The organism is Streptomyces sp. NPDC051740 (assembly GCF_044453165.1).
GTDB classification, from domain to species: Bacteria; Actinomycetota; Actinomycetes; order Streptomycetales; family Streptomycetaceae; genus Streptomyces; species Streptomyces atrovirens.
Genome location: NZ_JBITCL010000040.1, coordinates 1 through 22,429, shown reverse-complemented (window position 1 = coordinate 22,429; position 22,429 = coordinate 1). Strand labels below are relative to the sequence as shown.

The 22,429-nt window shown below is 72.2% G+C and carries 18 protein-coding genes; 8 read left to right on the top strand and 10 right to left on the bottom strand.

The features are described 5' to 3' along the window. Positions 1 to 115: 115 nt before the first annotated feature. On the bottom strand, positions 116 to 787 hold the full coding sequence (locus ACIA6T_RS34790; protein ID WP_399450505.1) for an HAD family hydrolase: 672 nt from the start codon (positions 785 to 787) through the stop codon (positions 116 to 118). A 46-nt stretch (positions 788 to 833) separates the two neighbouring features. Beyond that, positions 834 to 1,340 carry a DUF6912 family protein gene (locus ACIA6T_RS34785; RefSeq protein ID WP_399450504.1) on the bottom strand — a complete coding sequence of 169 codons (507 nt, stop codon included), beginning with the start codon at positions 1,338 to 1,340 and terminating at the stop codon, positions 834 to 836. 848 nt (positions 1,341 to 2,188) lie between these two features. Between ACIA6T_RS34785 and ACIA6T_RS34780 the strand changes: the two genes are divergently transcribed. Further along, positions 2,189 to 2,614, top strand: coding sequence for an Rv3235 family protein (locus tag ACIA6T_RS34780; RefSeq protein WP_399450503.1), 426 nt, complete (start codon positions 2,189 to 2,191; stop codon positions 2,612 to 2,614). Positions 2,615 to 2,684: 70 nt separating this feature from the next. Here ACIA6T_RS34780 and secA read toward each other — a convergent pair whose 3' ends face one another. Then, positions 2,685 to 5,531, bottom strand: coding sequence for a preprotein translocase subunit SecA (secA, locus tag ACIA6T_RS34775; protein ID WP_399450502.1), 2,847 nt, complete (start codon positions 5,529 to 5,531; stop codon positions 2,685 to 2,687). Between the two features lie 280 nt (positions 5,532 to 5,811). Here secA and ACIA6T_RS34770 point away from each other — a divergent pair, with 280 nt between their 5' ends. Further along, positions 5,812 to 6,381, top strand: a complete 570-nt coding sequence (locus ACIA6T_RS34770; RefSeq protein ID WP_399450501.1) for a GNAT family N-acetyltransferase — start codon at positions 5,812 to 5,814, stop codon at positions 6,379 to 6,381. 49 nt (positions 6,382 to 6,430) lie between these two features. Beyond that, complete coding sequence (locus tag ACIA6T_RS34765) at positions 6,431 to 7,618, top strand: winged helix-turn-helix domain-containing protein (protein WP_399450499.1); 1,188 nt, start codon at positions 6,431 to 6,433, stop codon at positions 7,616 to 7,618. A 12-nt stretch (positions 7,619 to 7,630) separates the two neighbouring features. Here ACIA6T_RS34765 and ACIA6T_RS34760 read toward each other — a convergent pair whose 3' ends face one another. The 7 genes from ACIA6T_RS34760 to mtnA all read right to left on the bottom strand — a co-directional run bounded on the left by ACIA6T_RS34760 (position 7,631) and on the right by mtnA (position 16,538). After that, a complete protein-coding gene (locus ACIA6T_RS34760) occupies positions 7,631 to 8,377 on the bottom strand; it encodes a response regulator (protein ID WP_399450498.1) in 747 nt (248 codons plus the stop codon). Between the two features lie 202 nt (positions 8,378 to 8,579). Further along, positions 8,580 to 9,272, bottom strand: a complete 693-nt coding sequence (gene hpf / locus ACIA6T_RS34755; protein ID WP_217131121.1) for a ribosome hibernation-promoting factor, HPF/YfiA family — start codon at positions 9,270 to 9,272, stop codon at positions 8,580 to 8,582. 311 nt (positions 9,273 to 9,583) lie between these two features. Then, positions 9,584 to 10,465, bottom strand: a complete 882-nt coding sequence (locus ACIA6T_RS34750) for a ComF family protein (protein WP_399450497.1) — start codon at positions 10,463 to 10,465, stop codon at positions 9,584 to 9,586. Positions 10,466 to 10,541: 76 nt separating this feature from the next. After that, positions 10,542 to 12,263: an LpqB family beta-propeller domain-containing protein gene (locus ACIA6T_RS34745; RefSeq protein WP_399450512.1), complete on the bottom strand. Its 1,722-nt coding sequence runs from the start codon at positions 12,261 to 12,263 to the stop codon at positions 10,542 to 10,544. A gap of 76 nt (positions 12,264 to 12,339) precedes the next feature. Further along, positions 12,340 to 14,694, bottom strand: coding sequence for an MtrAB system histidine kinase MtrB (mtrB, locus tag ACIA6T_RS34740; protein ID WP_399450496.1), 2,355 nt, complete (start codon positions 14,692 to 14,694; stop codon positions 12,340 to 12,342). A gap of 1 nt (position 14,695) precedes the next feature. Next, complete coding sequence (mtrA, locus tag ACIA6T_RS34735) at positions 14,696 to 15,385, bottom strand: two-component system response regulator MtrA (protein WP_004930665.1); 690 nt, start codon at positions 15,383 to 15,385, stop codon at positions 14,696 to 14,698. A 4-nt stretch (positions 15,386 to 15,389) separates the two neighbouring features. Continuing rightward, a complete protein-coding gene (gene mtnA, locus ACIA6T_RS34730) occupies positions 15,390 to 16,538 on the bottom strand; it encodes an S-methyl-5-thioribose-1-phosphate isomerase (protein WP_399450495.1) in 1,149 nt (382 codons plus the stop codon). Between the two features lie 140 nt (positions 16,539 to 16,678). On the opposite strand from mtnA, the gene ACIA6T_RS34725 reads away from it, so the two are divergent. From ACIA6T_RS34725 to ACIA6T_RS34705, 5 genes are read left to right on the top strand one after another with little or no spacing between them, the layout of a single operon-like run. Continuing rightward, positions 16,679 to 18,025 (top strand): glycerophosphoryl diester phosphodiesterase membrane domain-containing protein, encoded by a 1,347-nt coding sequence (locus tag ACIA6T_RS34725; protein WP_399450494.1) that lies wholly within the window; start codon positions 16,679 to 16,681, stop codon positions 18,023 to 18,025. A gap of 4 nt (positions 18,026 to 18,029) precedes the next feature. Then, entirely contained in the window at positions 18,030 to 18,782 is a 753-nt protein-coding gene (locus ACIA6T_RS34720; protein WP_399450493.1) for a DUF4129 domain-containing protein, read from the top strand. After that, positions 18,779 to 19,981, top strand: coding sequence for a DUF4350 domain-containing protein (locus ACIA6T_RS34715; protein WP_399450492.1), 1,203 nt, complete (start codon positions 18,779 to 18,781; stop codon positions 19,979 to 19,981). Before ACIA6T_RS34720 ends, ACIA6T_RS34715 begins: the two co-directional genes overlap by 4 nt. Then, positions 19,981 to 20,970, top strand: coding sequence for an AAA family ATPase (locus ACIA6T_RS34710; protein ID WP_399450491.1), 990 nt, complete (start codon positions 19,981 to 19,983; stop codon positions 20,968 to 20,970). The genes ACIA6T_RS34715 and ACIA6T_RS34710 overlap by 1 nt, the downstream gene beginning before the upstream one ends. After that, positions 20,970 to 22,280, top strand: coding sequence for a DUF58 domain-containing protein (locus ACIA6T_RS34705; RefSeq protein ID WP_399450490.1), 1,311 nt, complete (start codon positions 20,970 to 20,972; stop codon positions 22,278 to 22,280). The genes ACIA6T_RS34710 and ACIA6T_RS34705 overlap by 1 nt, the downstream gene beginning before the upstream one ends. The last annotated feature ends 149 nt before the right edge of the window (positions 22,281 to 22,429 follow it).

The window sequence follows — 22,429 nt, the reverse complement described above, 5'->3', positions numbered from 1 at the left end:
CCGCTCGAGCGGAGCCGAGAGTGGGGGAGGCACCCCGCGAGCGCCGGGCTACACACCACCCCCGCCCAGCCCCCTACCCCGGTACCCGCTGCAGGAGCCCGAGGCCACGTCAACGTCAGGGCGCAGCCACCAGCCGCTCCGCCACCACCACCGCTTCCTTCAACGTGTCCACCACCGGCACCCCCACCGCCTCCAGGCCGGCGCGGCCGTGGGAGCCGCCGGTGTACAGGACGGCGCGGGCTCCCACGTGCTGTGCGGCCAGCGCGTCGTCGGCCGCGTCGCCGATCACCACCGTGCGCGCCGGGTCGACCCCGGTCAGCGCGCGGAGATGGCGCACCATGTGCTCCGCCTTGCCGCCCCCGGAGGGTCCGGTCCGCCCGTCGACCCGTATGAAGTGCGCCTCGATCCCGAAGCCCTTCACCAGCGGGACCAGGTCCTCGTGCCCGTACAGGCTGAGGATGGACTGGCTGCGGCCGGCCGACGCCCACCCCGTCAGCAGCTCCAGCACGCCCTCGGCGAGCCCGCACCGCACGTGGTGCTCCGTGTAGTGGCGGTGGAAGGTGGAGTCCATCAGCTCCCACTCGGCCGCGCTGGGCAGCCGCCCCATCAGCCGCTCGTAGAACTTGGGCACCGGCACGCAGTACAGCTCCCGGTACCGCTCCAGTGTGAGCGGCTCCAGGCCCAGCTCGGCGAAGGCCGCGTTCGTCGCCCCGATGACCGCGTCGACGTCGTGGAACAGCGTGCCGTTCCAGTCCCAGACGATGTGCGCGTCCATGTGCGTCCCCATGCCCGAAAACGTACCCGCCCCCACTGACAATGAGGAGACCCGCAGGTCAGCCCACCAGGTTGGGGATCTCCTGGGTGGCGTACCAGAGCAGTTCGTGGTCCTCCGCGCCGTCCACCGTGTACTGCGCGTCGTCGTCCCCGCCGTCCGCCGCGGGCAGCGCCTCGGCGGCGGCCGTCACGTCCGCCTCCGCGTCCGCCGCGTCCACGTGCACCGCCGCCGCCTTGGCCAGCCGTACGGCGCCGGCGACCCGCACCTCGCCGAGGGCGGCCGGGTCGAGGCCCCGGTCGGGGTCGGTCGAGGCGGCGCCGTCGGACACGTCCACGGCGACCACGACCCGGCGGCGCGGCGCACCGGCGTCCGCCGCCAGCAGCCGCAGGGAGGCCAGCGCGGCGCGGCTGAGCGCGGCGTACTCCAGCTCCTCGATGTCGTCGGAGAGGTACCACTCGCGCAGCGCGGGCGTCACGGCGTACGCGAGGAACGGCCCGTCGCCCAGCGCACCCGTCCGGTACGCCTCGGCGAGCCCGGGGAGGGTCAGGGGGACGTAGACGCGCATGGTCGGCCGCTTTCGTGTGATCGGAGCTCCGAAGGAGCCTTCAGGATACGTGCGGGCGTCCCCCATCGAGCCCCCGCCCACACCCTCGGCCGCGTCCACCCACGTCCGGGAATTCACCCGGCACGCCCGCGTGATCATGGGACCGAGGACCCCCTGAACCACCCTGATAGGTGAATTCCCCGGCCCTTCCGGCCCGCCCTTCGCTTCCTTGCCACCGCACCGCACGCCCCCGTACAAGATCCCCAACCACGAAGTTACCGCCCGGTACGGCCCCCCGGCCGCCCCGGGCCCATCGAACGGGGTCCCCCATGCACAAGGTCATGACCAGAGCCCAGCACCGCCCCGCCCACCGTCCCCCCACCCGCCGAGACCCCCGCCGCCCCGCAGCCGCCACACCACCCCGCACTCCCGCGGGCCGACCCACACCCGCCCCTTCCCCCGACGGGGTCCCCTCCCCCACGGACACCACTGCCACCACCGCGCCCCACACGCCCCCGGGAAGCACCGCACTCACCTCGCTCCCTGACGAAAGCCGATCCTCCCGCGCGGTCACCACTGCACCCCGCACGGGTTCGCGCAGGACCACATCCGCCACTCCCACCGCCCAGGACCACCCGACCACCACCGGCGCCGCCGTGCCCCACACGCCCTCAGGAAGCAGCGCACTCACCTCGTCCGCCGACGGGGGCCTGCCGTCCCCCACGGGTACCGCCCCGCCCCGTATCCCCACCGGTAGGGCCGTCTCCGCCCCCTCTCCCGGTGGGCGTCGGCCGACTGCCGCGGCTCTTCCGACCCGGCCCGCCGACAACCGTCCGCCGGGCCGTGCGGGCCGGCGGACCGTTTCGCCGGTGCCGTCCGCACGGGGCACCCGGGAGGCGGCCGACGCCCGCCCGCGCGTCACCGACCGGCCTCCTCTCCGTCCCGTCGTCCCCCAGCCGGGGCCCACCGACCGCTTCGCCGAGCTGCTGCTCGCCGTTCTCAGCGGGCAGCGCCCCGTACACGCGATGCTGCGTCACACCGCCGGGCAGGCCTACGACGAGCTGATCCGGCTGGCTGAGCGCGGGCCACTGCGTACCCGGGGTGTCCGCCCCGTCGTACGCGACATCGGCTGGTTCGAGCCCCGCGAGGGCGCCATCGAGGCGTTCGCCCGGATCGGGGCCGGGGACAGGCTGCGTGCCATGGCCTTCCGGCTGGAACAGGGCCGGGATCTGCGCTGGCGCTGCACCGCCGTGGAGCTGGGCGGCCCGCGGGCGCACCGCGCGGACACCCGCTGAGCTCACCCGTGAAAAGCCAGAGGGCCGGACACCCCAGAAGGTGTCCGGCCCTCGGCCTCTCACGGTCCGCTCACTTCTTGCGGCGACGCCCGCCCCGCGACTGCTTGCGGCGCTCCGCACGCGTGAGGCCGTCCGCCTCGGAGCGCACCGGCTCGTCGTCGGTGGCGAAGTCACCCTCGACGGTGCCGCCCTCGCCGTCCACCGTCGGCGCGGAGAAGTGCAGGTTCCGCCGCTGCGGGGCGTCGAGCCCCTTGGCCCGGATCTCGGGGCGCGGACCCGCCTGCGCGGGCACCGCGTCCTGCTTCTCCAGGTCGGCCACCGGCTTGGCCTCCTCGACCGGGACCTCCTCGACCTGCTGCTCGACCTGGACCTCCAGGTTGAACAGGTAGCCGACGGACTCCTCCTTGATGCCGTCCATCATCGCGGTGAACATGTCGAAGCCCTCGCGCTGGTACTCGACCAGCGGGTCCTTCTGCGCCATCGCGCGCAGGCCGATGCCCTCCTGGAGGTAGTCCATCTCGTAGAGGTGCTCGCGCCACTTGCGGTCCAGGACCGACAGCACGACCCGGCGCTCCAGTTCACGCATGATCTCGGAACCGAGCTGCGTCTCACGGGCCTCGTACTGCGCGCGGATGTCGTCCTTGATGGACTCGGAGATGAACTCGGCCGTCAGACCGGCACGGTCACCGGCCTCCTCCTCCATCTCCTCGACGGTGACGCTCACCGGGTACAGCTGCTTGAACGCGCCCCACAGCCGGTCCAGGTCCCAGTCCTCGGGGAAGCCCTCGGCGGTCTCCGCCTGGACGTAGGCATCGATCGTGTCGTCCATGAAGTGCTGGATCTGCTCCTGCAGGTCCTCGCCCTCCAGGACACGGCGCCGCTCGCCGTAGATGACCTCGCGCTGCCGGTTGAGGACCTCGTCGTACTTCAGGACGTTCTTGCGCGTCTCGAAGTTCTGCGTCTCCACCTGCGACTGCGCGGACGCGATCGCGCGGGTGACCATCTTGTTCTCGATCGGCACGTCGTCCGGCACGTTCGCCATGGACATCACGCGCTCGACCATCTGCGCCTTGAACAGCCGCATCAGGTCGTCACCGAGCGAGAGGTAGAAGCGGGACTCGCCCGGGTCGCCCTGACGGCCGGAACGACCGCGCAGCTGGTTGTCGATGCGCCGCGACTCGTGCCGCTCGGTGCCGAGGACGTACAGGCCGCCGTTCCTCTCGACCTCTTCCTTCTCGGCCTTCACCGCCGCCTCGGCCCGCTCGATGGCCTCGGGCAGGGCGTGCGCCCACTCCTCGATGTGCTCCTCGGGGTCGAGACCGCGCTGACGCAGCTCCGCCTCGGCGAGGTCCTCGGGGTTGCCGCCGAGCTTGATGTCCGTACCACGGCCGGCCATGTTGGTGGCCACGGTGACACTGCCCTTGCGACCGGCCTGGGCGACGATCGACGCCTCCCGCTCGTGGTGCTTGGCGTTCAGCACCTCGTGCTGGATGCCGCGCTTGCTGAGCTGCTGCGAGAGGTACTCGGACTTCTCCACCGAGGTCGTGCCGACGAGGATCGGCTGCCCCTTGCGGTGCTTCTCCTCGATGTCGTCGACGACCGCCTCGAACTTGGCGACCTCGGTGCGGTAGATCAGGTCCGACTGGTCCTTGCGGACCATCGGCCGGTTGGTCGGGATGGGCACCACGCCGAGCTTGTAGATCTGGTGGAACTCGGCGGCCTCGGTCATCGCCGTACCGGTCATGCCGGACAGGCCCGGCTGCTCCTTGCCGTCGTGGTCGTGGCGCTTGTAGAGGCGGAAGAAGTTCTGCAGCGTGATCGTGGCGAGGGTCTGGTTCTCGTCCTTGATCGGCACCGCTTCCTTCGCCTCGATGGCCTGGTGCATGCCCTCGTTGTAGCGGCGGCCGGCGAGGATACGGCCGGTGTGCTCGTCCACGATCATGACTTCGTCATCGATGATGACGTAGTCCTTGTCCTTCTTGAAGAGCTCCTTGGCCTTGATGGCGTTGTTCAGGTAGCCCACGAGCGGGGTGTTCACCGACTCGTACAGGTTGTCGATGCCCAGCCAGTCCTCGACCTTGGCGACACCGGACTCGTGGATGGCCACCGTGCGCTTCTTCTCGTCGACCTCGTAGTCGCCGGTCTCCTCGATGCCCTTGAGCGGCTGGCCGGGCTCGCCGCGCTTGAGGCGCTTGACCAGCTTGGCGAAGTCGCCGTACCACTTGGTGGCCTGGTCGGCCGGACCGGAGATGATCAGCGGCGTACGGGCCTCGTCGATGAGGATGGAGTCGACCTCGTCGACGATGGCGAAGTTGTGCCCGCGCTGGACGAGCTCCTCCTTGGACCACGCCATGTTGTCGCGCAGGTAGTCGAAGCCGAACTCGTTGTTCGTGCCGTAGGTGATGTCGCAGGCGTACTGCTCGCGGCGCTGGGCCGGCGTCATGTTGGCGAGGATGCAGCCGACGCTCAGGCCGAGGAAGCGGTGGACGCGGCCCATCATCTCGGAGTCGCGCTCGGCCAGGTAGTCGTTGACCGTGATGATGTGGACACCCTCACCGGACAGGGCGTTCAGATACGCGGGCAGGGTGCCGACGAGGGTCTTGCCCTCACCGGTCTTCATCTCGGCCACGTAGCCCATGTGCAGGGCGGCGCCACCCATCATCTGGACGTCGTAGTGCCGCTGGCCCAGGACGCGCTTGGCGGCCTCGCGGACGGTGGCGTACGCCTCGGGGAGCAGGTCGTCCAGGCTCTCACCGTCGGCGTACCGCTGCTTGTACTCATCGGTGAGGGCCCGCAGCTCGGCGTCGGAGAGGCCTTCGAAGTCCTCTTCGATGGAGTTGACCTGGTCCGCGATGCGGTGCAGCTTGCGCAGGATCTTGCCTTCGCCTGCACGCATGATCTTCGAGAGGACGGACACGGGGGTTGGTCTCCTTGCCGGTCGGGCCTGGGACGGTCGGTTTCCATTTCACTGACTGAGCAACGGCCATCGTATGCGAGGACCCCGCCACGCCGGGAGGCCTGCCACAGGGGTGACCGTCGGCTGCTTCCTAATCCGTTTCACGGCTGCTTCAAAAGGAGAACGTCCGGGCCCCTCGGATGGTGCCGTCTCACACCGGCGAATTGCGCGAAGGGTGATCACCACCTCACGCACCGCGAAAGGGATGGCGCCGTTCACCCCGCGCGAGCAGAATCGGCCGATGGAACCCGTCACGCTCACCACCGACCGCCTCCTGCTGCGCACGGTCGGCCCGCAGGACACCGACACCGTGTACGCGATCTGCCAGGACCCGGACATCCAGCGCTGGACCGCGGTCCCCTCCCCATACCTCCTGGAGCACGCGCGGGGTTTCACGGAGCAGATCGCTCCCGACGGGTGGGCCGACGGTTCGATGTTCACCTTCGGCGTCTTCCTGCCCACCGGGGAACTCACGGGCATGCTCAGCATCACCATGCACTCCCCCGGGACGGGCGAGATCGGCTTCTGGGGCGCGAAGGAGCACCGCGGCAACGGCTACATCACCGAGGCCACTCTCGCCGCCTCCCGCTGGGCCTTCACCCGGATGTCGGTCGACCGCGTGGAGTGGCGCGCGGAGGTGGGCAACGTCGCCTCCCGCGCGGTGGCGGAGCGCGCGGGCTTCACCTTCGAGGGCGTCCTGCGTTCCTCGCTCAGCAGCAAGGGAGTGCTGCGGGACTGCTGGGTGGGCTCCCTGCTCCCGTCCGACCTGGGACTTCCCTCCACGGCGCCCTACGTTCCCGGGCGGGGATGAGCCCCGGGCCCACCGGCGTTGTCAGTGCCGCCCTCTATCGTGCGGACGTATGACGACCCTTCCGCGCCCGACCACGGAACTGACGGCAGACGAGGCCCGCCGCATCGCCCTGCGGGCCCAGGGATTCCTCGGCGCCCCGGACCGCCGCTCGGGTGTCCGGGGCGTCCTCCGTCATCTGGGCGCGGTGCAGCTCGACACCATCTCCGTCCTCGCCCGCTCCCACGAGCTCATCCCGTACGCCCGTCTGGGCTCCGTGGGACGCCGGACCGTGGAGGAGGCGTACTGGAAGGAGGCGGACCGGCCGCCGCACGCGTTCGAGTACTGGTCGCACGCCGCGTGCATCCTCCCCGTCGAGGAGTGGCCCCACTTCGCCTTCCGCCGCCGCGCCTACCGCGCCCGCCCGCTCTGGGGCCACGAGCTCCCCGACGGCGCCTACGACCAGGTGATCAAGCAGCTCCGCGCGGAGGGCCCCCTGACGGCCACGGAGCTGGGCGGCGCCAAGCGCACCAGCGAGTGGTGGGACTGGTCCGGCACCAAGGTCGCCGTCGAGCGCGCCCTGATGTACGGCGAGGTGGTGTGCGTCGAGCGCCGCGGCTGGAAGCGCGTCTACGACCTCGCCGAGCGGGCGATCCCCACGGAGCTGCTGCACGACGAGCTGGACGACGCCGAGTGCCTGCGCCGTCTGGTCCGCCTGGCCGGCCGGTCCCTCGGCGTGGGCACGCGCGCGGACATCGCCGACTACCACCGCCTCAGGGGCGATCAGGTCGACGCGGTGATCGACGGCTCGGGCCTGGTCCCGGTCACGGTGGCGGGCTGGTCCAAGCCGGCCTGGGCCGATCCGGCGGCCCTGGCGACACCGCCGCGCGGCCGGCACCGTACGACGCTGCTGTCCCCGTTCGACTCCCTGGTCTGGGAGCGGGCGCGCACGGAGCGGATCTTCGGCTTCACCCACCGCCTTGAGGCCTACGTGCCCAAGCCCAAGCGGGTGCACGGCTACTTCGCGATGCCCGTCCTCGCGGGCGGCCGGCTCGTCGGCCGGGTCGACCCGGCCCGTGAGGGCCGCACACTGGTGGCCAAGCAGGTCACGCTGGACGGCCGCAAGGCGGTCCCCGCCGTGGCCCGGGCCCTGGTGGAGGCGGCGGGCTGGGTGGACTGCACGGACGTGCGCGTGGAGCGGGTCGACGCACCGGAGCTGCGTGAGGCCCTCACCCTGGAGCTCGCCCGGGCCCTGGCCTGACGCGGGGCGCCGTCACCGGATCTCGAGGATCTTCTCCCGCATCGCGTAGACCACCGCCTCCATCCTGGAGTGCAGCTGGAGCTTCTCCAGGATGTTGCGCACGTGGTTCTTCACGGTGTTCTCGGAGATGAACAGTTCCTTGGCGATATCGCGGTTGTTCATTCCCGTGGCCACCAGCTTGAGGACTTCGAGTTCACGATCCGTCAGCCGGGGCGCGGGCACCAGCCGACGCTCGTCGGTGCGCTGGATCATCGACTTGAACTCGGTGAGCAGTTTCGACGCCATGGACGGGCTGATCTGCGACTGCCCGTCGGCCACCGCGCGAATGGCGGTGGCCACCTCGTCCGTGGAGATCTCCTTGAGGAGATAACCGGTCGCGCCCGCCTTGATGGCGTCGTAGAGATCGGCTTCCTCGTCGCTGATCGTCAGCATGATGATCTTCGCGCTGGGGGCGACCTCCTTGATGGAGGTGCACGCCTCGATCCCGCCCCGCTTGGGCATCCGCACGTCCATCAGGACGATGTCGGGCAGCAGGTCGGCCGCCTTCTCCACCGCCTCCGCGCCGTCCCCCGCCTCGCCGACGACCTGGATGTCCTCCTCGGCCGCGAGCACGATCTCCAGTCCGCGGCGGAACAGCGCGTGGTCGTCCACCACAAGGACTCTGATCGGCTCCTTGCGTGGTGTGCCCGCGTCCGGGCCCATGCCGACGACGCCGTCGTCGGCGTCCCCGTCACGCATCGGTCCGAAGCTGTCCGCCATCGTTCCTCCCCCTGAAGGCTGTGGCCTGTGGTCCTGACCATCGCCAACCCAAGGCAGCGGCCCACCGGTTGGGCCGTTGCAGCCATGATTCCATGCCCCGCTGTCACCGGGGTGCCGGTGTGCGCGCCGAGTGGGCGCACACCGGTGCCCCTGGGGGCGCACACGCGCACCAGGGGCACCGGTTCGGCCGTCACGCGGCGGGTCAGCCGCCGAGCGTCCCACCCGCCTCGGGGGACTGCGTCTGGGTGACCATCGTGTCCGTGCTGAGGTGGATCACGCCGTAGTCGTAGGCGTGCCGCCGGTAGACGACGCTGGGTTCCTTGGTCTCGGAGTCGATGAACAAATAGAAGTCATGCCCGACCAGCTCCATCTCGTAGAGCGCCTGGTCGAGGGTCATGGGCGCCGCCACGTGGGTCTTCTCACGGACGATCAGCGGTCCGTCGCCCTGGACTTCCAGGGAGCCGATCTTCTTGGTGGGGACGGCTTCCCGCTCTTCCGTGACGGAGCCCGCGCCGGCCCCGTTGAGTGTCGCCGCGCCCGGGACGTGGTCGGGGACCTCGGCGGCCGAGATCCTGCGCGCGCCGCGCCGTGAGAATCGCTTGTCGTGCTGCTTGCGCAGCCGGGCGTCCAGCTTCTCCGCTGCCAGGTCGAGCGCCGCGTACGGATCGCTCGCCGCTGCCTCCGCCCGGATCACCGGACCGCGGGAGCGGAGCGTGATCTCCACCCGGTCGCTGCGGTCGGCCTGTCGGGGGTTGGGCTCCTTGGACACCTCGACGTCGAGGCTGATCACCTTGCCATCGAGCTTCTGGATCTTCTCCAGGTTCAGCTTCTCGGCCACGTGCTTCCGGAACCGCTCGGGCACCTCGGTCTTGCGGCCCTTGACGACGATGTCCACGCAGAACTCCGTTCCCGGATCACTCCGCCTCGGTGCGGAGCGTCTCCCTTTTGCACCAGATTCCGGTGACGTCCGGAACCTCGGACTCGGTGACGTCCACCTCCTCCCCCATGGGCGAGATCTCCACTCCACCGGCACGGGTGATGACGAAAAACCCGCAGCACGGCAATCGGATTCGAGAGGTGTGGCCTGCGGCTTTCCCTCACAACCGAACATATCTCGCTCGGACGGATGGCGTCACCCTCTACCGCGCCATACCTCCATTCTCGTGAATTAACCCTCTCATTACCTGTAACGACGCACGTTCTCAGTCAGTTCCGGTTTATTTCGAAAGCGTCCGGAGACGCCGCGACGACGGCCGCGCACATCCCGTCGGCGCCGCCCGCGCCCGCCGTGACCGGCGGCCGGCCCGGCCGCCGACCCGTCCACTGTTGAACTGGTCCGCTCCGCTGTTCCCCTCTCCTTTCCCGTGTCTCACCCCAGTACACGAGCGCGGGCCCCGAAATACTCGATTCGGCGCCCCGATCCGGTGACACGGCCCACGACCGCGCCCGCACGGCGCGCGCCGCCTCGGCCAGCGACGCCCCGGTCGTCATCAGGTCGTCGACCAGGACGACCCGGCCCGCCGAAAGCAGCCGGCCGCATCCCGGCACCACCGTCAGCGCGCCCGCGAGATTGGCCAGCCGCTGCCGGGAGCCCAGCCCCGACTGGTCGGCCACGTCCCGCCGTTGCCGCAGCGCGGGAAGCACTCGTGCGGGTACCCCTGCCCGCCGCAGCTCACCCGCCGCCGCGTAGGCGATCCGCCGGGCGGGGTCATGACCGCGCGCCCGCACCGCACGCCGTGCGGAGGGAACGGGGACGAGCAGCACCGGGCCGCCGCCCGCGCACGGCGCACGGACCGCCGCCAGTCCCGCCCGCACCGCTCCCGCCAGCGCCTCGCCGAGCGGTCCGGAGAGGGCCAGGGCACCCCGCTCCTTGTGGGCCAGCAGCGTGGCGCGCACCTCGTCCGCGTACCGGGCCGCCGCGTGCACCGAGGGCAGCCCGGCCGGCTCGGGCACCGGCCGCACCCGGCGCGGCACGGCCCCGCTCAGTGCCGTACGGCACCGGGCGCAGAGCACCGTACGGGCTCTGCCGCAGCCGCCGCACTCGGCCGGGAGCACCAGGTCGGTGAGGTCCTGCCACCAGTCCCGCATGGGACCACTGTGCCAACGCCCACCGCACCCGGCCACCCCTGTGGATAACCCGGGGGACGGGTCCGGCCGGCCCGGCTCACCCCGGATAGACCGGCGCGGTCCCCTCCGTCACCTTCTGCCACTGCGCGCCCGAGGGCAGCCGTACGATCCCGTCCACCGAGTACGCCATCAGCGGCGCCTGTTCGTCCTCGGAGGCGGTGACGGCCTTGACGCCGGTCAGGGCGGCGGGCGGCGGCACGTCCGGCGTGGAGCCGTCGACCTCGACGTACTTCATCTGCTCCACGCCTCCCTGCTCCCGTCCGACCACCACGAGCCGGCTGTCCCCGGCCCAGGACATGGCCGTGACCTGCTCCAGCACCGGCGTCGCGGAGCGCGGGTCCAGCACGGTGACCACCGGCCGCTCACCCGTTCCGCCGTTCCGCTCGATCCGCCCGATCACCAGGGAACTCCGACCGTCCTTCTCCACGACGAGCGCGATCCGCACCCCGTCGGCGGCCACCCGGACCGCCCGCACACGGCCGTCCAGCTCCGGCGTCCGCACCTCGACCGGCTCACCCGCGCCCTCCTCCAGGAAGTACAGCCGCGGGTCGGCGGGGTCGCTGTCGGCCACCCACAGGCCACCCTGCGCGTCCCAGCTGGGCGTGGTCAGCCTGTCCTCCTCGGTCTTGCCCGTGCTGCGCAGCACGGGCTCCCCGAGGGAGCTCCCCGACACCAGCGAGGCGACGAACAGCGACCTGCCGTCGATGGCGACCCCGGCCGCGGTCCGCTCGTCCCGGGCGACCGCCACCGACCGCAGCGCCTTCTCGCCCCCGCCCAGCGCACCGGGCACCGGCGCGGGCTCGGTGTCGCTGCTGCCCGCGGTGATCCGCACGAGCCGGTGCTTGTCGTCGACGAAGTACAGGTGGTCGGGCGTGTCCAGCGCGCCCCGGGTGGCGACGAGCTCGACCCCGTTCTGGGCGAGCGAGCACAGCTGCCCGCCGCCGGCCCGCAGCTCGACCTCGTCCACCGCGGGGCTGAGCGTGCGCAGCGTGAACAGCAGCTGGGCCGCCATCTCCTCGCACCGGCCGGTGTCGACCTCGGCCGCCTTGTCGTTGAGCGGCACGGTCAGTCTGCCCCGGTCGTCCGGGGTCAGCGGGCCGGCGCCCTTCCGCAACGCCGTCCCCGCGGGGAAGGCGCTCCTGACGGCGGGGTCCAGCCAGGTCGTGGGCCCCTCGACGAGGGAGCGCACCATCTGGGTCGTGGGGTCCACGTGACTGCGCACATAGACGGGGTCGGCGACCGTCATCGGCGCCGCTCCCGCGCTGTCCGAGGCGAAGTAGTACTTGTTGACGGACATGTAGTTGCGCTGGAAGTCCGACTTGCCCATGACGACGCCCTGCGGCACCACGTCGATGCGCCACTGCTCGCTCTTGGCGTCCTTCGTGAGACGCACCAGCTCGTCGTAGGGCCCGGAGGCGGGCGCGTACGACTGCTGCGCGTCCACCGTGGCGACCTTGGTCCCGGTCAGCGTGTAGGACAGGGAACCGGCGTCCTGCCGGTCCGTGCTGTCGGCCTGGGCGCCCGGCCCGTCCGACAGCACGGTGGTGGACAGCTCCGGCTTCCAGGTCTTCGCCGCCTCACGGGTCAGATACTGGCGCGCGGTCTTGTAGTCGGGGTCGTCACTGGTCAGCGCCTCCAGGAAGCCCTGCACGATCTGCGTGGGAGTGGCGTCCTCACTGGGCGGCATGGCGAACACCCGCACCTGTGTGTCCTGCCGCGGCGTCGACTCGACGCCCCGCAGATCCCCGCTGTCGGGCATGGAGGCACACCCGGCCAGCAGAACGACCCCACTGGCGACGTACGCCACCGTCCGCACCGGCACCCCCCGGCCGCGCTCACCGCCGCCCACGCGAAGCCTCCCCGTCCCTGTCCGCGTCCCGCGCCACACTCCGACCGCCCTCGCCACCGTCCACCCCGGCCCCGCGCCCCGGCTCCCGGCCGGCCTCCGGATCCCGGTCACGGCCACCGTCCGCGCCCGGCCCGGGACCGTCGCCGCTCCCCGCGGCCGACGCCCCCGAGCCCTCGTCACGGCCGGCGTCCGGCTCCCGCGCGGAGCCACCGTGTCCGGCCCGCGCTCCCTGACCCGAGCCGTCTCCGCTCGCGGCGGAAGCCTCCGCACCCCCGTCGTCCGGTCGTCCCCCGGAACCGCCGCCGGTCTCCGGGAACCCGTCATCGCCGTCCGCAGTCGTGCTCCGCGCCCCCGGTGTCATCCGCGTGCTGCCCGTTCGTGCCGGTGGGGCGGGCCGGGCCACCACGCGTGCGCCGCTGCCGGGCAGCGCGGTGGGGTCGGCCGTCGGGGTGGCGGTCGCCGGCCTCAGCGCGAACGGGTCCCGCGTCGGCCCGTCGGTGCCCGCCTGCCGCGCCGGCACCGTCGCGCGCTTCTCGCCGTGCCCGCCGCCGCGCGGCAGGCCGGTGTCGTCCGGCCCGCGGTTGCGCCGCGAGTCCTTGGGCTCCAGCGGTATCGGCGACCCCCTCAGCGGCTCGTCCGCGGTCCTGGGCAGCGTCAGCCGGAACTGCGAGCCGCCGCCCGGCTCGCCCCACGCCTGGAGCCAGCCGCCGTGCAGCCGCGCGTCCTCCAGGGCGATGGACAGCCCCAGCCCCGTACCGCCGGTGGTACGCGCGCGTGCCGGGTCGGCCCGCCAGAAGCGGCTGAAGACCCGGGTCGCCTCACCGGGCTTGAGCCCGACGCCGTAGTCGCGCACGGCCACCGCCACCGCCCCGCCGGCCGCGGCGAGCTTGACGACGACGTCCCTGCCCTCGCCGTGCTCCACCGCGTTGACGACCAGGTTGCGCAGTACCCGCTCCACACGCCGCGCGTCGGCCTCGGCGACGACGGGCTGCTGGTCGCCGACGGTCCTGATCCGCGTGCCCTTGCGCTCGGCGAGCGGCTCCGCCCCGCTGACCACCCGCCGTACGACCTCGCGCAGGTCTATCGGCTCCGCCTCCAGCGCCGCCGCGCCCGCGTCGAACCGGCTGATCTCCAGCAGGTCCGCGAGCAGCGACTCGAACCGGTCGATCTGGTCGGCGAGCAGTTCCGCCGACCGCGCGGTCACCGGGTCGAAGTCCTCGCGCGCCTCGTGGATGACGTCCGCGGCCATCCGCACCGTCGTCAGCGGCGTCCGCAGCTCGTGCGACACGTCCGACACGAACCGGCGCTGCATCCGCGACAGGTCCTCGAGCTGGTTGATCTTCAGCTGGAGGTTCTGCGCCATCTTGTTGAACGCCTCGCCGAGCCGCGCGATGTCGTCCTCGCCGGTGACCTTCATACGTTCCTGCAGCCGCCCGGCGGAGAGCCGCTCGGCGATCCCGGCCGCCATCCGCACCGGCGTGACGACCTGGCGCACCACGAGCCAGGCGATCGCCCCGAGGAGTACGACGACGAACAGCCCGGCGGTCGCCAGGGTGCCCTTGACCAGGCTCAGCGACTTCTCCTCCTGGGTGAGCGGGAAGAGGTAGTACAGCTGGTACGGGTCGCCGTTGGGGTCGTTGACCTGCTTGCCGATGACCAGGCCGGGCTGGGAGGGCTTGTTGGTGTCGTAGACGATGCGCGTGTAGCTCTGGGCCGCCGACGCGCTGGTGTCGATCCTCTCCCGCAGCGCCGCCGGCACACTCGCCGTCGGGTTGACCTCGCCGGAGGCGCGCGGTCCGCGTCCGCTGCCGCTCTCGTCGCCCGCGGGCAGGGTCACCACGTCGAAGGCGCCCTGGCCGCCGCTGGAGAGCGACTCCACGAGGTCGCTCATCCACTGGATGACGCTCTGCGAGGAACGGCCGTCCACCGCCGCGCCGTCGTCGCCCGTGACGCTCACGTCCTCCTCGGCCTGCTGTTTGGCCACCGCGAACCCGCCGGTGGCCTGGCTCTGCGACGCCTTCACCTTGGCGTCCAGCAGACCGTTGCGCACCTGCCCGATGACGACGAAGCCCAGCAGCAGGACCACGCCCAGCGACATCAGCAGCGTGGTGACGACGACCTTGAGCTGGATGTTGCGCCGCCACAGCCGCATGACGGGCAGCAGCGGCCGACGTACCCAGCGCACGAACAGCCGGATCACCGGACTGCCCTGGACCCCGCCCTGCAGCAGCCCGCCGTCGAGCAGGCGCCCCCAGCGGGAGCCCGGAGACTTCCGGCCGACAGGCCGCCCCGGACGGCCCCCGGACCGACCGGGCGCCGAAGCGGCACTGTCACCGGACATGTCAGCTCGGTCCTGCCTTGTATCCGACACCACGGACGGTCACCACGATCTCCGGCTTCTCCGGGTCCTTCTCGACCTTGGAGCGCAGCCGCTGCACATGCACGTTCACCAACCGGGTGTCCGCCGCGTGGCGGTAGCCCCAGACCTGCTCCAGCAGGACCTCGCGCGTGAACACCTGCCACGGCTTGCGGGCGAGCGCGACCAGCAGGTCGAACTCCAGCGGCGTCAGCGCGATCGACTGCCCGTCCCGCTTCACGGAGTGCCCGGCCACGTCGATCACCAGGTCACCGATGGCGAGCTGCTCCGGCGCCGGCTCCTCCGACCTGCGCAGCCGCGCCCGGATACGGGCCACCAGCTCCTTCGGTTTGAACGGCTTCACGATGTAGTCGTCGGCCCCGGACTCCAGGCCCACCACGACATCGACGGTGTCGCTCTTCGCCGTGAGCATCACGATCGGCACCCCGGACTCCGCCCTGATCAGGCGGCACACCTCGATGCCGTCCCGGCCGGGCAGCATCAGGTCCAGGAGCACCAGATCGGGCTTGGCCTCGCGGAAAGCGGCCAGCGCCTTGTCGCCGTCGGCTACGAAAGACGGCTCAAAACCTTCACCGCGCAGCACGATGCCGAGCATCTCGGCCAGTGCGCTGTCGTCGTCGACGACAAGGACTCGTCCCTTCATAAACGACATCATCCCATTAGCTCATCGTGACCTGGCGTGACCTGGCACACAGCGCGGCCAGGGCCTCGGCCGTCACGGGCGAAACGGCACCTTCTTCGGTGACGATCGCCGTCACCAGCTCCGGCGGCGTCACATCGAACGCCGGGTTGTACGCCTGGGTCCCCAGGGGCGCCACCGGAATCCCCCCTCCTGCTTCCGTTCCGGCCACCGGCACCTGCGGTGCCGTGACCTCGGTCACTTCATGACCGGGACGCTGCTCCACCTCGATGGACGCCCCGTCCGGCGTCTCCGGATCCACCGTCGTCACCGGTGCCACCACGATGAACGGCACATGGTGGTACCGCGCGAGCACCGCGAGCGGATAGCTCCCCACCTTGTTCGCCACCGAGCCGTCGGCCGCGATGCGGTCCGCGCCGACGAGCACCGCGTCCACCTCACCCGCCGCGAACAGCGATCCCGCCGCGTTGTCGGTGAGCAGGGTGTACGCCATGCCGCTGCGGGCCGCCTCGTACGCCGTCAGGCGAGCACCTTGCAGCAATGGACGCGTTTCGTCCACCCACAGGCGCCGGAGCCGTCCCACCCGGTGCGCCGCCAGCGCCACCGCGAACGCCGTCCCCTCGCCGCCCGACACCAACGAACCGGTGTTGCAGTGCGTGAGGATCCGGTGCCCGCCGCCGGGCAGCAGCTCGTCGAGGAGCGCCAGCCCGTGCTCGGCCATCCGGGCACTGGCCTCGGCGTCCTCCCGGTGCAGCTGCCGTGCCGCGGCCAGCGCGGCCCCGGCCGCCTGCCGGGCGTCCCCGCCGCGGGCGAGGACGGCCTGGTGGGCGGAGTGCGCCCGGCGTACGCCGACGGCGAGGTTCACCGCGGTGGGCCGGGCGCTCTCCAGCGCCGCCGCCGCGTCGTCCACGTCGTAGCCCCGTACGGCGGCGAGCGCGACGCCGTAGGCTCCCGCGACGCCCAGCAGGGGAGCACCGCGCACGGCGAGCGAGCGGATCGCCTCCACCAGCGCCGGCGCATCCGTACAGACGAGTTCGACCTCCTCGGCAGGCAGCCTCGTCTGGTCGAGCAGGACCAGGACGGGGCCTTCGGGCGGCTCCTCCCAGCGCAGCGCCGGGATCTCGGTCGGCCGCTTGTTGTCGCCGCTGTGTGCGTACTGATCAGCCATGCGGCCAGTCTGCCCCCTGTCGCACGGACAATTGAAGGTACGCAGCCCTCACCTCGGCAGGTCGGTTGATGACCACCCCATGGCACGATGGCAGCCAAGCCGCCGCCGCGACCGCGGACGGGCACCGTGAAGGAGCGACGATGAACGACACTCCGGGCTGGGCCTCGCCCGGATCCGCCCCGTCCGAAGGGCAGGAACCGGGCGCGTCCGGCCCTGCCGAGCCCGCCGGCCGTCCAGACCCCCAGCACCCCGCCGACCAGCCCCGACAGCCGGGCCAGGCCCCGCAGGACCCGGGCGCGAAGTGGTCGAAGGAACAGCCACCACCCGCCCAGTGGTCCGCACCCACCGGCCCGCCCGGCCCCACAGGCCCCGGGCAGACGCCCCCGTCCCCGCCGCCCGGACCGGGCTGGGGCACCCCGCCACCCGGCGGGCCCGGCGGCTACGGAGGTCACGGCGGACCCGGCGGCTACGGTGCCTGGGGCGGCGGCTGGGGAGGCCCCCCGCCCGCGGCCAAGCCCGGCGTCATCCCGCTCCGCCCGCTCGGCGTGGGCGAGATCCTCGACGGCGCCGTCTCCACCATGCGCGCCTACTGGCGCACGGTCCTCGGCATCTCGCTGACCGTCGCCGTCCTCACCGAGATCGTCGTCGTGCTGCTCCAGGGCCTCGCTCTGGACAACTCCAGCACCGCGGTCCTCGACGACCCCAGCGCCACCCTCGGCGAACTGACCGACGCCATGGGCGACGCCCTGCTCAACTCCGGCGTGGTCTTCCTGGTCACCCTGGTCGGCACCGTCGCCGCCACCGCCCTGCTCACGACCGTCACCAGCCGCGCGGTACTCGGCAGGTCGGTCACCACCCGCGAGGCCTGGCGCGACGCACGCCCCCAGATCGTCAAGCTGTTCGGCCTGATCTGCCTGCTGCTGCTCATCACCGTCGGCATCATGGCCGTCGGCGCGCTGCCCGGCTTCCTCGTCACCCTCGCCACGGACAGCGGGGCGGGCATCGCCCTCACCGTCCTGGGCCTGATCGGCGCCGTCGTCGTCACCCTGTGGCTCATGATCCGCCTGTCGCTGGCCTCGCCCACGCTGATGCTGGAGAAGCAGGGCATCGTGAAGGCGATGAGCCGCTCCGCCAAACTGGTGCGCGGCTCCTGGTGGCGGGTCTTCGGCATCCAGCTGCTCGCGACGATCATCGCGAACGTCGTCGCGTCGATCATCGTCATCCCCTTCACCTTCCTCGCCGCGGCCGTCGGCGGCGACGGCGTCTCCGGCTTCCTCAACAGCGCCGGCGGCGACATAGGCTGGACGTTCCTCATCGTCAGCGGCATCGGCTCGGTCATCGGCGCCATGATCACGTTCCCGATCACGGCCGGCGTCACCGTGCTCCTCTACGTCGACCAGCGCATCCGCCGCGAGGCCCTCGACCTCGAACTGGCCCGCGCCGCCGGCATCCAGGGCCACGGACCCGGCACCACCCCGGGGAGCTGACGGCGTGACCGCCACGGGGGGAGTTCTCACATCCGTACAGGCGCTGCCCGCGGCCGCCGACACCGTCGTACGCCTGCTGCTGCGCGGCGACGACGAGCCGCCCGTCACCATCCCGCGCGACCCCGCGCGGGAGGCCGCCCGGCGCGAACTGTCCAAAGGCATGTACCACGAGAACGACCCCAGCTGGTTCCAGCAGGCCCTCGACACCTTCTGGGAATGGGTCGACGAGCTGTTCGGCACCGCCTCCACCGCGACACCCGGCGGCACGCTCGGCCTGGTCGTCGTCATCGCGGCCGTGATCGCCGTCCTGGGCGCCCTGTGGTGGCGCCTGGGCACTCCGCGCCGCGAACCGACCTCGGCCCCCGCCCTGTTCGACGACCGCCCCCGCAGCGCCGCCGAACACCGCGCGGCAGCCGAGGCGCACGCCGCCCAGGGCCACTGGAACCAGGCCGTACAGGAACGCATGCGGGCCGTCGTCCGCGCCCTGGAGGAACGCGCCCTGCTCGACCTCCGCCCCGGCCGCACCGCCGACGAGGCCGCCGCGGAGGCCGGCCGCGCCCTGCCCGCCCACACCGACCGGCTGCACACCGCCGCCCGCTCCTTCGACGACGTCACATACGGCGGCCGGTCCGCCACGGAACAGTCGTACCGCCGGCTCGCCGAACTCGACCGCGACCTGGAACGCACCAAACCACAGCTCGCGACCAGCAGCGCCCACAGCACGGACACCACCGCCCGCCAGGGAGCCGCCGGATGACGACCGAGGCCACGCTCCCGTCCACCTCGGCCTCGCCCACCGCCCGCCAGGTGTGGACCCGCACGCGGGGTATCGCCCTGGCGCTGGTGCTGCTGATCGCGGCGGCCGTCGCCATCGCCGTGGTCCGCTCCGACGCCCGGCACGGCGAACTCGACCCGCGCTCCGCCGATCCTTACGGCAGCCGCGCCGTCGCCGAACTCCTCGCCGACCGCGGGGTGGACACGCACGTGGTCACCACCCTCGACGAGGCCACCGCCGCGGCCGGCCCCGACACGACCCTCCTGGTCGCCGTCCCCGATCTCCTGACCGGGCCCCAGCAGTCCCGGCTGCACTCCGCCACCACCGGCTCCGGCGGCCGCACCGTCCTGGTCTCCGCCGGCAGCGCCTCCGTGGAACGGCTCGCCCCCGGCGTCACCGCCGACCCGGCCACCAGCTTCGACTCCACCCTCTCCCCCGGCTGCGACCTGCCCGCCGCCCGCCGCGCGGGCACCGCCGACCTGGGCGGCATCCGCTACACCACCACCCACCTCACCGCCGACGAGTGCTACCCCAGTGAGCGCCTCGCCACCCTGCTGCGCATCCCGGACCCCTCCGGTGACAGCGACGGCGACACCGTCCTCCTCGGCGCGCCCGACATCCTCCTCAACGACCGCCTCGACGAGCACGGCAACGCCTCGCTCGCCCTCCAACTCCTCGGCTCCCGCCCTCATCTGGTCTGGTACCTCCCCTCGCTCGCCGACGCCTCCGCAGCCTCCGAAGAGGGTGAGCGCGGCTTCTTCGACCTGCTCCCCTCCGGCTGGCTGTGGGGCACCCTGCAACTCTTCATCGCGGCAGCACTGGCCGCCCTCTGGCGGGCACGCCGACTCGGCCCCCTGGTGCCCGAGAAACTCCCCGTGGCGATCCGCGCCTCCGAGACCGTCGAAGGCCGCGCCCGCCTCTACCGCAAGGCGAACGCCCGCGACCGCGCGGCCACCGCTCTCCGCTCCACCACCCGCACGCGCCTCGCTCCCCTCGTGGGCATCCCCGTGTCCCAGGCGCACGCGCCCGAGGCCCTGCTCCCCGCGCTGTCCGCCCACCTCCAGGGCGACGGACAGTCCCTGCACACCCTCCTCTTCGGCCCGCCCCCGGGCGACGACGCAGCACTCATCCAGCTCGCCGACCACCTCGACGCCCTCGAAAGAGAGGTACGCCGTCCATGATGGACCCGACCACTGACAACGCCGCGCACACCGGGGACCCGGCCGCCGCCCGGGCCTCCCTGGAAGCCCTGCGTGCCGAGATCGCCAAGGCCGTGGTCGGCCAGGACCCCGCGGTGACCGGCCTCGTCGTCGCCCTGCTCTGCCGCGGCCACGTCCTCCTCGAAGGCGTCCCCGGTGTCGCCAAGACCCTCCTCGTCCGCGCCCTCGCGGCCACCCTGGAACTCGACACCAAGCGCGTCCAGTTCACCCCCGACCTGATGCCGAGCGACGTCACCGGCTCCCTGGTCTACGACGCCCGCACCGCCGAGTTCTCCTTCCAGCCCGGCCCGGTCTTCACCAACCTCCTCCTCGCGGACGAGATCAACCGCACGCCCCCGAAGACCCAGTCCTCCCTCCTGGAGGCCATGGAGGAACGCCAGGTCACGGTCGACGGCACCCCCCGCCTCCTGCCCGACCCCTTCCTGGTCGCCGCGACCCAGAACCCGGTCGAGTACGAGGGCACCTACCCCCTCCCCGAGGCCCAGCTGGACCGTTTCCTCCTCAAGCTGACCATCCCCCTGCCCTCCCGCCAGGACGAGATCGACGTCCTCACCCGCCACGCCGAGGGCTTCGACCCGCGCGACCTGCGCGCCGCCGGCGTACGCCCCGTCGCGAACGCCGCCGACCTGGAAGCCGCCCGCCGCGCGGTCGCCGAAACCACGATCTCCCCCGAGATCACCGCCTACGTCGTGGACATCTGCCGCGCCACCCGCGAGTCGCCGTCCCTCACCCTCGGCGTCTCCCCGCGCGGGGCCACCGCGCTCCTGGCCACCGCCCGCGCGTGGGCCTGGCTGACCGGCCGCGACTACGTCATCCCCGACGACGTGAAGGCCCTTGCCCTGCCCACGCTCCGCCACCGCGTCCAGCTCCGCCCGGAGGCCGAGATAGAAGGCGTCACGACCGACTCGGTCATCAACGCGATCCTCGCCCACGTCCCCGTCCCCCGCTGATGGCTCTCACCGGACGCGCCGCCCTGCTCGCGGCCCTCGGCTCCCTACCGGTCGGCATCTGGGAACCCGGCTGGACGGGCATCCTCGCCGTCAACGCCCCACTGGCGGTGGCCTGTGCCTGCGACTTCGCCCTGGCTGCCCCCGTACGCCGTCTCGGCCTGACCCGCTCCGGCGACACCTCGGTACGCCTGGGCGACACCGCCGACGTCACCCTGACGATCACCAACTCGTCCAGCCGCCCGCTGCGCGCCCGCATCCGCGACGCCTGGCCCCCCAGCAGCTGGCAGCCCGGTACGGAGGTGGCGGCCTCCCGCCACCGTCTGACGATCCCCTCAGGCGAACGCCGGCACGTCACGACCCGCCTGCGCCCCACCCGCCGCGGCGACCGCCAGGCCGACCGCGTCACCATCCGCTCCTACGGCCCCCTCGGCCTCTTCGCCCGCCAGGGCGCCCACAAGGTCCCGTGGACGGTACGCGTCCTCCCGCCCTTCACCAGCCGCAAGCATCTGCCGTCCAAACTGGCCCGGCTGCGCGAACTGGACGGCCGCACCAGCGTGCTGACCCGGGGCGAGGGAACGGAGTTCGACAGCCTGCGCGAGTACGTTCCCGGCGACGACACCCGCTCCATCGACTGGCGTGCCACCGCCCGCCAGTCCGCGGTCGCGGTACGCACCTGGCGTCCCGAACGCGACCGTCACATCCTGCTGGTCCTCGACACCGGCCGCACCTCCGCGGGCCGTGTCGGCGACGTTCCCCGCCTGGACGCCTCCATGGACGCGGCCCTGCTCCTCGGGGCCCTCGCCTCCCGCGCCGGTGACCGCGTCGACCTCCTGGCCTACGACCGTCGCCTGCGCGCCCTCGTCCAGGGCCGCACGGCGGGCGACGTCCTCCCGTCCCTCGTCAACGCCATGGCCACACTCGAACCCGAGCTCGTCGAAACCGACGCCCGGGGACTGACGGCGACGGCGCTCCGTACGGCCCCCCGCCGGTCGCTGATCGTGCTGCTCACCACACTCGACGCCACCCCCATCGAGGAGGGCCTGCTGCCCGTCCTGGGCCGGCTGACCCAGCGCCACACGGTTCTCGTTGCCTCGGTGGCGGACCCGTACATCGCCAGGATGTCCAAGGCGCGCGGAAACACCGACGCGGTGTACGAGGCAGCGGCGGCAGCCCAGGCCCACACGGAACGCGTTCGCACCGCGGAACAACTCCGCCGCCATGGCGTCACGGTTGTGGACGCGACTCCGGAGGAACTGGCGCCGGCGCTCGCGGACGCGTATCTGGCTTTGAAGGCGGCTGGACGTCTGTGATTCACGGGGGCGACGGGTCGAGGTTTCTTCCAAGACTCCGCGAGCTCCGTCGGCCCTGAAACGCAGAAAACCCCCGTGCCGAAGGGCACGGGGGTTTTCTCAATATTTGTTCGGCGGCGTCCTACTCTCCCACAGGGTCCCCCCTGCAG